The organism is Bradyrhizobium sp. 1200_D9_N1_1, assembly GCF_052075915.1.
Lineage (GTDB): Bacteria > Pseudomonadota > Alphaproteobacteria > Rhizobiales > Xanthobacteraceae > Bradyrhizobium > Bradyrhizobium diazoefficiens.
Map to the genome: position 1 here is coordinate 4,602,835 of NZ_CP197226.1, position 13,130 is coordinate 4,615,964.

The following is a 13,130-nucleotide window of genomic DNA, read 5'->3' on the forward strand; positions in this document are numbered from 1 at the left end:
ACACGTCGAGATCATACGTCACTGGACAGATCGGGCATAGTCGGGCTAACCAGCGGAAAACCGAACGACTTCAACACATAACCAGACCTTCTTGACGAGTTAGATTGCTTGATGAGCAAGATTGATCCCACCGCACGGGTCGAGGACGGCGCCGTGATCGGCGAGGGTACCGAGATCGGCCCCTATTGCATCATCGGCCCGAATGCCGTGATCGGCGCGAACTGCAAGCTGATCGGACAGGTCACCGTCATCGGCCACACCTCGGTCGGCGACAACTGCGTGATCTCGCCGTTCGCGGTGCTCGGCGGCGCGCCCCAGGATCTGAGCTACAAGGGCGAGCCGACCCGGCTCGAGATCGGCTCGGGCTGCACCATCCGCGAAGGCGCGACGATGAACGTCGGCACCATCAAGGGCGGCGGGCTGACGCGCGTCGGCAGCGGCGGCTACTTCATGAACAACAGCCATGTCGGCCATGACTGCATGGTCGGCGACAGCGTGATCTTCGCGACGTCGGCGACGCTCGGCGGCCATTGCGAGATCGGCGATGCCGTCTATATAGGCGGCCTGTCTGCCGTGCATCAGTTCACGCGCATCGGCCCGTATGTCATGGTCGGCGGGGTCTGCGGCGTACGCGACGACGTCATCCCTTATGGGCTGGTCAACGGTCAATATGCGGTGCTGGAGAGCCTCAACCTGATCGGCATGAAGCGGCGCAAGTTCACCAAGCAGCGGCTTGCGACCGTGCGCGCGTTCTACCAGAAGCTCTTCCACGGCCCAGGCACCTTCGCCGAGCGGCTCGAAGCGTCCAGGCCGCTGGCCGGCGAAGATCCGGCGATCGCCGAGATCCTCGGCTTCATCGGCAAGGGCAAGCGTCCGCTCTGTCTTCCCGCCATCGAGAAGTGAACCTGCGATGGCCGCGGACATGACATCGGCGGCGGCAGGGATTTCATCGCCCGTCGGCGTGGTCGCCGGCGGCGGCGCCATGCCGTTTGCGGTTGCCGACTCGCTCGCCACGCGCGGCATCACGCCGGTGCTGTTTCCGCTGCGCGGCGCCTGCGATCCGGTGCAGGTGGAAAAGTTCCGCCACCGCTGGATCTCAGTCGGCCAGCTCGGGCGCGCGATGCGGCTGTTCCGCGAGGAGGGCTGCCGCGACCTCATCTTCATCGGCACCTTGGTGCGGCCTTCGCTCTCGGAGATCCGGTTCGACTTCACGACATTGCGGTTGCTCGGCAATGTCATCCGTGCCTTTCGCGGCGGGGACGATCATCTGCTGTCGGGCGTCGGGCGCATTCTCGAACAAGGCGGCTTTCGCATGGTCGGGATCAAGGACGTTGCGCCCGACCTCTTGATGCCCGAGGGCTGCATCAGCCGCGCCTGGCCGAGCGACACCAGCAAGACCGACATCGAGCGCGGCCGCGCGGTCCTGACCGCGCTCGGGCCGTTCGACATCGGCCAGGCCGCCGTGGTGATCGACGGCCATGTGGTGGCGGTCGAGGATATCGAGGGCACCGACGCGCTGCTCGCGCGCGTCGCGCGGCTGCGCGAGGAGGGCCGCATTCGCGCGGCGACGGGCCGCGGCGTGCTGGTGAAGGCGCCGAAGAGCAGCCAGGACCTGCGTTTCGACCTGCCGACGATTGGCCCGCGCACCATCGAGGGCGTCGCGAGAGCCGGCCTTGCCGGCATCGCCGTGATCGCCGGCAACACCATTGCCGCCGAGCCGCAGGCGATGATCGCGCTCGCCGACGCAAAGTACCTCTTCATCATCGGCCTGCCGGCGTGATGCAGGGTCGCGATCCCAAGCGAAAGATCTTCCTGATCGCCACGGAGGAATCCGGCGACCGGCTCGGCAGCGCCTTGATGAAGGTGCTGCGCCAGCGCCTCGGCGACGGCGTGCAGTTCGAAGGCGTCGGCGGCCGCACCATGGCGCGCGAGGGGCTCGAGACGCTGTTCCCGATCGAGGAGCTGTCGATCGTCGGTTTCGCCGCGGTGGTGCAGCAATTGCCGAAGATCCTGCGCTTGATCCGCGAGACCGCGGACGCCGTGCTGGAGGCCGTGCCCGACGCGCTCGTCATCATCGACAGCCCCGATTTCACCCATCGCGTCGCGCGCCGCGTGCGGGCGCGCAATCCTGCGATCCCGATCGTCGACTACGTCTCGCCGCAGCTCTGGGCCTGGCGGCCGGGACGGGCGCGGACCATGCTCGGCTATGTCGATCACGTCCTCGGCCTGTTGCCGTTCGAGCCGGAGGAATACCGCAAGCTCGGCGGGCCGCCATGCAGCTATGTCGGCCATCCCTTGATCGAGCAATTGGGGTCGCTGCGGCCGAATGCGGAGGAGCAGAAGCGCCGCAACAGTGAGCTGCCGGTGCTGCTGGTGCTGCCCGGCAGCCGGCGCAGCGAGATCCGGCATCATATCGAGGTGTTTGGCGCGGCGCTCGGCCGGTTGCAGGCGGAGGGGCGCGCGTTCGAACTGATGCTGCCGACCATGCCGCATCTCGAAGCCACCGTCCGCGAAGGCATCGCCAGTTGGCCGGTCAAGCCGCAGATCGTGATCGGCGAGGCCGAGAAGCGCGCCGCCTTCCGGATCGCGCACGCCGCGCTGGCGAAATCCGGCACGGTGACGCTGGAACTGGCGCTATCGGGCATTCCGATGGTGACGGCCTATCGCGTCGGCGCCATCGAGGCCTTCATCCTGCGCCGCGCGATCCGCGTCTCCTCGGTGATCCTTGCCAATCTCGTGATCGGTGAGGATGTCATTCCGGAGTTTTTGCAGGAAGACTGCACGCCGGAGAAGCTCGCGCCGGCGCTGTCAGAGGTGCTCACGGACAGCGATATGCGCCGCCGGCAGGTCGAAGCCTTCGCCCGTCTCGACACCATCATGTCCACAGGCAACAAAGCGCCGAGCGTGCTCGCCGCCGACATCGTGCTGGCGACCATGCGTAAGGGGCGGCGGTAGACGACGGCCTTGTAGGGTGGGCAAAGCGAAGGCGTGCCCACCGTGCCTTTCTCGGTGGCGGAGAGAAGGTGGGCACGCTTTTGCTTTGCCTACCCTACGATACTCTTCCGGATCACGCTCTAACCCAAGCCGCCGTCGACCTGAAAACACTGACGCGTGATGCGCTGGCTCTCATCGGAGGCGAGATACAGCGCCATGTTGGCGATGTCGTCGGGCGTCACTGCATCGGGAATGGCCTGACGCGTGCGAATCTCGGCGATGGTCTGCTCGTCGGGATACCACAGCCGGCGCTGGCGTTCGGTGATCACCATGCCAGGCGCAATGGCGTTGACGCGGATGCGGTCGGGACCGACCAGCCGCGCCAGTGAGTTGGTGAAGCCGACGATCGCCGCCTTTGCCGCGGCGTAGACCGGCAGCGCCGGCCCGCCGCGCATCCAGGCGATCGACGACATGTTGATGATCGAGCCGCCGCCGCGCGCCTGCATCTGCGGCACGACGGCTTGTGCGGCGAAGAAGACGTGCTTGAGGTTGACGCCGATCATCCAGTCGAACTCGGATGGCGTCACCTCGGCCAGCACCTGGCGCTGGTCGTTGGCGGCGTTGTTGACGAGGACCGCGGCATCGCCGAGCGATCCGCGGACCTGCGCGATCGCGGCGCGCAAGGCGTCGATGTCCAGGAGGTCGCAGCGCACGAAAAGTGGTGCCGCGCCGGACGCGGCCGCGACCTCCTCAACCAGCGATCCGCCGGCCGCTTCGTCGATATCGAGGAACGCGACGCGGGCACCCTGGGCGGCGAAGGCGCGCACGAAGGCGGCACCGATGCCGCTGGCGCCACCGGTGATCAGCACCACGCGGTCCGCGAGGCCGGCATAGCTCGTCTGGGTCATGCGATCAGTCGCTCCGTCTCGGGGTCGAACAGGCAGATGCGGCGGGTGTCGAGCGCGAACGGCGCCACGGCGCCCGGCGTGGGGCGGATGTCGGGCGAGATGCGCGCCTGCGCGGGCTCGCCGCCAAGCCGCAGCAGGACGATCGTCTCGGCCCCGGTGGGCTCGACCATCTCGACCGGCGCGGTGACGACGACCGGTGTGCCGGTACTACCGGAGAACACGCGGTCCCCCTCGGCGATGCATTCCGGCCTGATCCCGAGCACCACCTCGCGGCCGACATAGGACGCCGCGGCATCGTAACCCTGGAGGCGGAGACGGACCTCGTCCGGGCGTCCCGCGCCGATCACGACCACCGGCCCGTCGGCGTCGGCATCGAGCCGTGCGGGCATCGTGTTCATGGGCGGCGAGCCCATGAAGCGGGCGACGAACAGATTGGCGGGATAACGATACACGGTATCGGGGTCGGCAAACTGCTGCACCACGCCCCGATGCATCACCGCGATCCGGGTCGCCATCGTCATTGCCTCGATCTGGTCGTGGGTGACATAGACGATGGTGGCGCCGATGCGCTGGTGCAGGCGCTTGATCTCCATCCGCATCTCCACGCGCAGTTTTGCGTCGAGATTGGAGAGCGGCTCGTCGAACAGGAAGAGCAGGGGATCGCGCACCAGCGCCCGGCCCATCGCCACGCGCTGACGCTGGCCGCCGGAGAGCTGCGACGGCTTGCGGCCGAGCAGGGGTTCGATCTGGAGCAGGCGAGCCACATTCGCCAGTGCCTTCTCCTGCTCGGCCTTCGGCACATGCCGGCATTCCATGCCGAAGGTGATGTTCTGGCGCACCGTCATGGACGGATAGAGCGCGTAGGACTGGAACACCATGGCGATGTCGCGGTCTTTGGGCGGGACGTCGTTGACGACGCGTCCGCCGATCTCGATCGTCCCCGCGCTCGGGCGATCGAGACCGGCCACGATGTTGAGCAGCGTGGACTTGCCGCAGCCGGACGGCCCCACCAGCACGGTGAACTCGCCGCTCTCGATATCGAGATCGATGCCCTTCAGCACCTCCAGATTGGCGTAGCGCTTGGACAAGGCACGGATGCTCAGCGCTGCCATGACGGCTCCATCATTTCACGGCTCCGGCGGTCAGGCCGCGTACGAAGTACTTGCCGCCGATCAGATAGATCAGCAGGGTCGGCAGAGCGGCGATCATCACCGCGGCGCTTTGCACGCCATGCTGCGGGATATCGGCGACCGCGGCGGACAGGGCGATCAGCGCGGCGGTGACCGGCTGCTGCTGACCGGTCGTGAATGTCACGCCGTAGAGAAACTCGTTCCAGATATGCGTGAACTGCCAGATCACGGTGACGACCAGGATAGGCGGCGAGAGCGGCAGGATGATGCGCCAGAAAATACGAAAGAACCCGGCGCCATCGATTCGCGCGGCTCTGATCAACTCCTGCGGGATGGCAGTGTAGTAGTTGCGGCAGAACAAGGTGGTGAAGGAAAGCCCCTGGATCGTGTGGATCACGACCAGGCCCGTCAGCGTGTTCATCAGGCCGGTATCGCGCAGCACGATGGTCCAGGGCAGCAAACGCATCTGCTGCGGAAGGAAGATGCCGAGCGTGACGATACCGTAAATCCAGCTGTCGCCGCGAAAGCGCCAGAGCGAAACCGCGTAACCGGCGATCGCACCAAGCAGGGTGGAGAAGATCGTCGCGGGAACGGTCACGAGCGCGGAGTTCAGCACGTATGGCCGGATGCCGGCGCACGTCTCGGCGACGCAGAAGCCGCTCCAGGCGGTGGCGTAATTGCTCCAGGCCAGATGTTGCGGCCAGCCGATCATCGACCCCTGCGCGATCTCCTCGTTGCTGCGGAGCGAATTCAGCACGACAACAGCCAGTGGCGCGAGCCATGCTACCGCGATCAAGAAAACGACGAGATAGATCAAAATCCGGCTTGGTGCGAAGGTTCGGTCACGCATGGTTCGCCCGCCGCCGCTGGACATATCGCCACGCTGCATAGGGCAGCAGCACCGCGAGAAGAATGAGCAGCATGAGCACTGCCGCCGCCGCTCCTCGTCCGAGCAGGCTGCGCTGGAACATTAGGTCATAGACGACAAGCGCTGGAAGCTGCGTCGCGATTCCAGGCCCGCCATTGGTGAGCGCGCGGACGAGGTCGAAGGTCGAAATCGCGAACTGCAGCTGGATGACGATGACGGTGATGGTGATCGGCCACAGCGTCGGCAGGATGACGCGGCGGTACATCCGGATCGGTCCGGCGCCGTCGATCTGCGCGGCCTTGATCAGGTCGGCATCGACGGAACGGAGGCCGGCGAGGAAGAGCGCCATGGCAAAGCCCGAGGATTGCCAGATCGCAGCGATGACAATGGTCCAGATGGCCATGTCGCGGTCGATCAGCCAGTCGAACCGGAAGGAAGTCCAGCCGAGGTCGTGGACCAGCTTCTGGATTCCAAGGCCGGGGTTGAGCAGCCAGCTCCAGACCGTGCCCGTGACCACGAACGACACCGCCAGGGGGTACAGGAAGATGGATCGCAGCAGGTTCTCGCCGCGAATGCGCTGATCGAGCAGGATCGCAAGCATGAGGCCGGTCGCCAGACTCAGCAACACGAAGGCGCTGCCAAAGAGCAGCAGATTGTCGAGGGCGATCTGCCAGTTTCGCGATGCCGCAACCGCGGAATAGTTGCGCAAACCCACCCAGCCCGAGACCGGGACCAGAGTGGATGGCGTGAACGATATCCAGATCGTCCACAGCGAAAACGCAATGAGGTGCGCAGCCGACAACAGCAGCGGCACCCAGATCGTCAGAACTTCGGGCAGCCGGCGCACCACGTCAGAGGCCGCCGGCCGGCCCAGTCCTGTCGAGACGACGTTGGTCAACGTGCGCCCTCGACGGCCTCGGCGAGGCGTGTGGCCGCCTGCTCCGGCTTGATCGTCTTGTTCTTCACGTACTCCGTGATCACATCGATCATCGCCGCGGTCATCCCGTTTTCCTGCGCCATATTGTGCGCGAGGCTGAGGACCGCCTGATTGCTGGCGATGGCATCTTTCAGAGCAGCTGCGGTCCGCCGCTGACCGTCCGACCAGCCTTCGCCGGACAGATCGACATCGGTGCGCACGGGGATCGATCCCGTGATCTGCGAATACATCGTCTGGATCGCGGGATCCATGACGAGCTGGGCCATCAGCGTCTGGCCGGCTTGTAGGTCGGGCTCCTTGCGCTGCCAGAATATGAAGGCATCGGCATTCAACAGGAAGACCGGCTTGGCGTTGTCGCTGGGGCCTGGCGCGATGATGAAGTCCTCGAGCTTGAAACCGGCATTGCGCAATACGCCCTGCGCCCAACCGCCCATGATCATCATGCCCATGTCGCCGTCGATGAAGCGCTTCAGGTTGGTCGAAAAGTGTTGGGCGCCGACGTTGGGGTCCATCCAGTCGGCGATCTTGCGCACCTGTGCGAACGCGGCCTTGATCTCGGGACCCTCCAGAGTTTTCTTCTCGAGATTCATGATGGCCGCGCGGTATGCGATGGGACTGATGCCCGCCAGAGCGGCCTCGAATTTCTGCCCATCGTCGGGGCGGGTGCCGCCATTGGCAACGGGATATGCGACGCCGCCTGATTTCATCTTTTCGGCGAGATCATTGAAGTCGGCCCAGGTGACCGGGATCTTGTCGGCCTTGGCCTTGTCCATCGCGCGCCTGGAGAGGAACAGCATGTTGGTGCTGTAGATCTGCAACGGCAGCGCGATCCACTTGCCGCCCGGCTTGTGCAATTTCGCGAGGTCTGGCGCGACGACCTTCTCGTAACCTGCAGCAGCGACGACAGCGTCGAGATCGACGGTCGGGGCGATCTTCGACCAGGCCGCGATCTCGGGGCCCTTGAGCTGCGAGCATGCCGGCGGATCGCCGGCAATGATCTGAGCGCGCAGCTTGTTCATCATCTCGGTGGTGAACCCGGGGACGGGCGAGTGCTGCCAGACCCCGCCTTTCTCCTCGAATTTCTTGCCGAGCGCGGTGATCGCCGCGCCGTCGCTGCCTGCGGACCATTGCGAGATCGCGGTCAAACGCGGCTTGACCGCGCCTTGCGCGCGGGCAAATGCCGGCAGCGCGAGCGCGGCAGCAGACCCAGCGAGCAGACGGCGCCTTGTTGTTGTGATCGGCATGGCAAGTTCCTCCCGGTGTGAACTCTCTTGCGCGACAGCCGCGCAGCTTCAGGGCATCTCAGGCGGCCTCCGTCGATGCGGCCGGCATACCGCCGCGGCAAGCGAGGCAGAAGGCAGCGAACGCCAGCGCGGCCCTGGGATCATTGCCATTCGAGGGCGGCACGAAAGCGAGCGACACCTGCGCATGCTCAGGGCCGCCGAGCAGGCTGGCGTCGACGCCGTCGACCAGCGCCTTTCGATCGTCCTCCGCAAGGAGCGACGGCCAGCCACTGATTGCAACGCCGCGGCATGGCTTGACGTTCAGCGTGTTGCCGATCGCGAGCCCGAGCCGGAACAGCCGCCGCCGCAGTTCCTGGCGCGCGCGCGCCGAGAGCGGGACCGCGGTCACCCAATCGCTGCCTAGCTGAAGCAGTTCGGCCTCGGAAACACCAAGGAGCTCGGCCAGGGCGGGAAGCGACGTATAGGCTTCGACGCAACCGTGATGGCCGCAGCGGCAACGCGGTCCGTCGGTGCCGAACACCATGTGGCCGAGTTCGACCGGCTGGAGTGCATCGGCCTCGGTCGGATCGTCCACCCAGGTGCCTGCGACGCCCTGGCCGACGAAGACGAAGAGATGCGCGCCGCTGAACGGATAGTTCTCCCTGCGGCAGCGGTGAAAGGTGGCGTGTGCGACGACCGAATTGGTGAACTCCACCGGCACGCCGGCAAACATTTGGGCGAGCATGGCGCCGATGCGCGCGATGTCGCAGGGGATGATCGGATTGGTCGATATGCTCAGTCGGCCGAGGCCCGGAATGGAGACGCCGATCTGCGCAAGCGCGATGCGGCGGCGCCGCGTCCAGTCGCGCAGCAATGTCAGCGCCTCGCGAAACACCCGGCCGACAGACTCGGCTGTGGGCTTTGCCGGTAGCGCCACACGCTCCGTATAGTGCAACTCGCCCGACAAGGTCCCAACGCCGACGCTGAGCCACTGGCCGGTCAGCTCGACGGCCGCAAGCGCCACCGAACCATCGAGCGACACCAGGCCCGTCGGGCCGCCGACGTAAGGGGCAGGGCGCCGCACCTCCTCGATCAGGCCTTCGGCCTTCAGATCAAACAGGATGCGCGACAGGCTCGCTTCCGACAGGCGCACGGCCTTGGCCAGAGGCGGGCGAAACGAACCGCCCGACTGAAGCAGATGAGTCAAAATGGCAGCCCGCGTCTGCCGCCGACTTCTCGGCTGCTCCGGCATTTCCATCCCTGTCGTCATTCTTACTTAGTGTAAGAATTTGCGCGCGGAGCGTTTCAACTGTCAAGCGTTTGCGGGGGAGAGGCACCGACTTGTTGTTGTGCGCGGCAACAAGATTGATGAGCGCAACCTGCATTCGCAGAGCAGCGACACCACTCAGGAGAGACGGGCGACGTCGACGACGATCCGGTTGCGATTGTCCGGGTCGACCAGGACTGGCAACTCGCCCCCGACGGCGGTGCGGCTTTCGCGGCGGCTTGAACTGCTGAATGACATGCGCGTGACTGCTTCCCAACCCGGCCCGCCGCTCGGGTCGCTCACCGAGACCGTAATGTCCCACGTCCCGCCCGGCGCGCTGCTCGGTTGCACCTCGTGCGCGGTTAACACCTTCGCCGTGGTCGGGACTAAACCCAGGGCTCCAGCGCCGCCGGCGAGCGCAATCTCCATCTGCTGAGGCGTCAGGCCATTGACCAGACCGGGCGACGATGCCGAGTGCTCCACCTCGCGCCAGATGCCGGGAAACGGCCGGCGGCTTGGCGTGTCGGCCTGCTGCTCGCCGCGCAAATGCTCCGCGAGCCGTTCGGACGCGTCTCGCTCGGTCGGCACCAAATCCCATTCGATCCTGAACCGTGTGGGATCAGCGAGGTCCAGGGTGACCGGAAGCACCGTCCCGGGGCGCGGCCATTTCGGCTTGGGAACGTCGTAAGCGCTGTACCGCACGGCGGTCGCCGCGACGCGCTCCGCGGTGACGACCCCGTCAATGTCGCACCGGGGATAAAGCACCATCTCGCCGGCCGCATCGGGGAACGGCGAACAGGCCGCGACCTGCAGCCATCCGTCCACCGGGTTCGTGATCCGCATCGGCTCGCCCTGCGCTATGCTCGCTGTTCCCGGTATCCTGCCAAACAAAAACGGCGCCATCGTGAGATGGCGCCGTTTCGAAAGCCGTGCTGGCTGAAGACTTACTTGCGATCCTTGATCGCCACGTAGTCGCGGCGGGTGACGCCGGTGTAGAGCTGGCGCGGACGACCAATCTTCTGCTGCGGATCCTCGATCATCTCGCTCCACTGGCTGATCCAGCCGACGGTGCGGGCGACCGCGAACAGCACGGTGAACATCGAGACCGGGAAGCCCATCGCCTTCAGCGTGATGCCCGAATAGAAGTCGACGTTCGGGTACAGCTTGCGGTCGATGAAGTACTGGTCGCTGAGCGCGATCTTCTCGAGCTCCATCGCCACCTTCAGCATCGGATCGTCGCCATGGCCGGTCTCCTTGAGCACGGCGTGACACATCTTCTGCATGATCTTGGCGCGCGGATCGTAGTTCTTGTAGACGCGATGACCGAAGCCCATCAGGCGGACTTCGCTGTTCTTGTCCTTCACCTTGGCGATGAATTCCGGAATCTTGTCGACCGAACCGATCTCGGCGAGCATCGCGAGCGCGGCTTCGTTGGCGCCGCCGTGGGCCGGGCCCCAGAGGCAGGCGATGCCGGCGGCGATGCAGGCGAACGGGTTGGCGCCGGAGGAGCCGGCGATGCGCACCGTCGAGGTCGAGGCGTTCTGCTCGTGGTCGGCGTGCAGGATGAAGATCTTGTCCAGCGCGTCAGCCAGCACCGGATTGATCTTGTACTCCTCGCACGGCACGGCGAAGCACATGTGCAGGAAGTTCTCGGCGAACTTCAGCGAGTTCTTCGGATACACGAAGGGCTGGCCGATCGTGTACTTGTAGGCCATCGCCGCCAGCGTCGGGATCTTCGCGATCATGCGCATGGAAGCGATCATGCGCTGCTTCGGGTCGTTGATGTCGGTGGAGTCGTGGTAGAACGCGGCGAGCGCGCCGACGGAGGCCACCATGACGGCCATCGGATGGGCGTCGCGGCGGAAGCCCTGGAAGAAGCGGGCCATCTGCTCGTGCACCATCGTGTGATGGATCACGCGGTCGTCGAAATCCTTCTTCTGCGCGGCGGTCGGCAGGTTCCCGTAGAGCAGGAGGTAGCAGGTCTCCAGGAAGTCGCCGTTCTCGGCGAGCTGCTCGATCGGATAGCCGCGGTATTCCAGCACGCCCGCGTCGCCGTCGATATAGGTGATCTTGGACTGGCAGCTCGCGGTCGAGGTGAAGCCCGGGTCATAGGTGAACAGGCCCGACTGGCCGTAGAGCTTGCCGATATCGATGACATCAGGCCCGACGCTGCCGCTGTGGATCGGGAGATCGTAGTTCTTGTTTCCGACCGTCAGCGTGGCGGTCTTATTGCTTGCTTTTGCGTCCATCGTAGGTCCCCGATGTATGGTGAAACGGGCCGGACCCGGAAGGCCCCAATAACATGGTGGGGCAGGCCGGATGTTCCAGAAGGTACGGGGGAGATGGGTATATTATTGCTGTGTGCGCTGCAAGATGGCGCCGCGCATGCTCGACTTACGTCTAGCCTGGTCCTTGCCTAGTCCTTGGCCTGATCCTTAAGCCGACCCAAACTTTCCTGGCGTCCCAGCACGTCCAAAACCTCAAATATACCAGGCGACGTGGTCCGTCCGGTCAGCGCCGCCCGCAGCGGCTGGGCGACCGCGCCAAGCTTGAGACTATTTTCCTCGGCAAAGGCGCGCAGCGCGGCTTCCGTCGTGGCGCCGCTCCATGTCTCGACATTCTCCAGCGCGGAATGAAGCTGGCCGATCAGCTTGCGGTTGTCGGGCGTCAGCAGCGCCTGCGCCTTGGGATCGAGCTCCAGGGGCCGGTCGGCGAAGATGAAATAGGCGCTGTCGATCAGCTCGATCAGCGTCTTGGCGCGCTCCTTCAGGGCCGGCATGGCCTTGAGAAGCTGCGCGCGCGTGGTGTCGTTTAACTTGGCCTTAAGCTCGTCGCGGCTGGGCACGACGTGGTCCAGCACATCCTCGAACATCTTCACGAGTGATTGATCGTCGGCGTGGCGGATGTAATGGCCGTTGAGGTTTTCGAGCTTGGCGAAGTCGAAGCGAGCGGCGGCGCGGCCTACGCTCGAGAGGTCGAACGCCGCGATCATCTCCTCGGTCGAGAAGATCTCCTGGTCGCCATGGCTCCAGCCGAGCCGCACGAGGTAGTTGCGGAGTGCGGCCGGCAGGTACCCCATGGCGCGGTAGGCGTCGACGCCGAGCGCGCCGTGGCGCTTCGACAGCTTCGAGCCGTCCGGGCCGTGGATCAGGGGGATGTGGGACATGCTCGGCAGCGCCCAGCCCATCGCATCATGGATCTGCTTCTGGCGGGCGGCGTTGATCAGATGGTCGTCGCCGCGGATGACGTGGGTGACGCCCATGTCGTGGTCGTCCACGACCACCGCGAGCATGTAGGTCGGGTTGCCATCGCCGCGCAAAAGGACGAGGTCGTCGAGGTTCTCGTTCTGCCAGACCACGCGGCCCTGGACCTGGTCCTCGATCACGGTCTCGCCGGTCTGCGGCGCGCGCAGGCGAATGGTGGGCTTGACGTCGCTCGGTGCCGTGGCCGGGTCGCGGTCCCGCCACATGCCGTCATAGAGGCGAGTGCGGCCCTCCGCGCGCGCCTTCTCACGCATGGCGGTGAGCTCCTCGGCGGTGGCGTAGCAGCGATAGGCCTTGCCGTCGGCAAGCAGCTGCTCGGCGACCTCGCGGTGGCGGGCGGCGCGGCTGAACTGGTAGATGACGTCGCCGTCCCAGCCGAGCTCGAGCCATTTCAACCCGTCGAGGATGGCGCCGATCGCCGCCTCCGTAGAGCGCTCCCGGTCGGTGTCCTCGATCCGGAGCAGCATCTTGCCGCCATGCTTCTTCGCATAGAGCCAGTTGAACAGCGCCGTGCGGGCACCCCCGATATGGAGGAAGCCGGTCGGCGAGGGAGCAAAGCGGGTGACGACGGAATCGGTCATTCTTGGCAGGGCCTATGCA

The 13,130-nt window shown here is 65.5% G+C and carries 12 protein-coding genes; 3 read left to right on the plus strand and 9 right to left on the minus strand.

Annotated features, from left to right (window positions below; genetic code table 11):
• Window positions 1–111: 111 nt before the first annotated feature.
• Genes lpxA through lpxB form a run of 3 tightly spaced genes read left to right on the plus strand, consistent with a single transcriptional unit; the run spans window position 112 to window position 2,955 of the window.
• The gene (gene lpxA / locus AB5K84_RS22165) at window positions 112–903 is read left to right on the plus strand and encodes an acyl-ACP--UDP-N-acetylglucosamine O-acyltransferase (protein WP_011087617.1); all 792 of its coding nucleotides are present in this window, start codon (window positions 112–114) and stop codon (window positions 901–903) included.
• 19 nt (window positions 904–922) lie between these two features.
• Entirely contained in the window at window positions 923–1,780 is an 858-nt protein-coding gene (locus AB5K84_RS22170) for an LpxI family protein (protein ID WP_038967850.1), read from the plus strand.
• Window positions 1,777–2,955, plus strand: a complete 1,179-nt coding sequence (gene lpxB / locus AB5K84_RS22175; RefSeq protein ID WP_011087615.1) for a lipid-A-disaccharide synthase — start codon at window positions 1,777–1,779, stop codon at window positions 2,953–2,955. Before AB5K84_RS22170 ends, lpxB begins: the two co-directional genes overlap by 4 nt.
• 119 nt (window positions 2,956–3,074) lie before the next feature.
• Here lpxB and AB5K84_RS22180 read toward each other — a convergent pair whose 3' ends face one another.
• The 9 genes from AB5K84_RS22180 to gltX all read right to left on the minus strand — a co-directional run bounded on the left by AB5K84_RS22180 (window position 3,075) and on the right by gltX (window position 13,111).
• Entirely contained in the window at window positions 3,075–3,842 is a 768-nt protein-coding gene (locus tag AB5K84_RS22180; RefSeq protein WP_011087614.1) for an SDR family NAD(P)-dependent oxidoreductase, read from the minus strand.
• Window positions 3,839–4,954: an ABC transporter ATP-binding protein gene (locus AB5K84_RS22185; RefSeq protein WP_011087613.1), complete on the minus strand. Its 1,116-nt coding sequence runs from the start codon at window positions 4,952–4,954 to the stop codon at window positions 3,839–3,841. The genes AB5K84_RS22180 and AB5K84_RS22185 overlap by 4 nt, the downstream gene beginning before the upstream one ends.
• 10 nt (window positions 4,955–4,964) lie before the next feature.
• Window positions 4,965–5,822, minus strand: coding sequence for a carbohydrate ABC transporter permease (locus tag AB5K84_RS22190; RefSeq protein WP_038967851.1), 858 nt, complete (start codon window positions 5,820–5,822; stop codon window positions 4,965–4,967).
• Window positions 5,815–6,738, minus strand: coding sequence for a carbohydrate ABC transporter permease (locus tag AB5K84_RS22195; protein ID WP_038967845.1), 924 nt, complete (start codon window positions 6,736–6,738; stop codon window positions 5,815–5,817). Before AB5K84_RS22195 ends, AB5K84_RS22190 begins: the two co-directional genes overlap by 8 nt.
• The gene (locus AB5K84_RS22200) at window positions 6,735–8,021 is read right to left on the minus strand and encodes an ABC transporter substrate-binding protein (RefSeq protein ID WP_011087610.1); all 1,287 of its coding nucleotides are present in this window, start codon (window positions 8,019–8,021) and stop codon (window positions 6,735–6,737) included. Before AB5K84_RS22200 ends, AB5K84_RS22195 begins: the two co-directional genes overlap by 4 nt.
• A 58-nt stretch (window positions 8,022–8,079) precedes the next feature.
• Window positions 8,080–9,258, minus strand: a complete 1,179-nt coding sequence (locus tag AB5K84_RS22205) for an ROK family transcriptional regulator (RefSeq protein WP_178372829.1) — start codon at window positions 9,256–9,258, stop codon at window positions 8,080–8,082.
• Between the two features lie 147 nt (window positions 9,259–9,405).
• Window positions 9,406–10,110 (minus strand): hypothetical protein, encoded by a 705-nt coding sequence (locus AB5K84_RS22210; RefSeq protein ID WP_236842064.1) that lies wholly within the window; start codon window positions 10,108–10,110, stop codon window positions 9,406–9,408.
• 101 nt (window positions 10,111–10,211) lie between these two features.
• Window positions 10,212–11,516, minus strand: a complete 1,305-nt coding sequence (gene gltA / locus AB5K84_RS22215) for a citrate synthase (protein ID WP_011087607.1) — start codon at window positions 11,514–11,516, stop codon at window positions 10,212–10,214.
• Window positions 11,517–11,683: 167 nt separating this feature from the next.
• Window positions 11,684–13,111, minus strand: coding sequence for a glutamate--tRNA ligase (gltX, locus tag AB5K84_RS22220; RefSeq protein ID WP_011087606.1), 1,428 nt, complete (start codon window positions 13,109–13,111; stop codon window positions 11,684–11,686).
• Window positions 13,112–13,130: the final 19 nt, after the last annotated feature.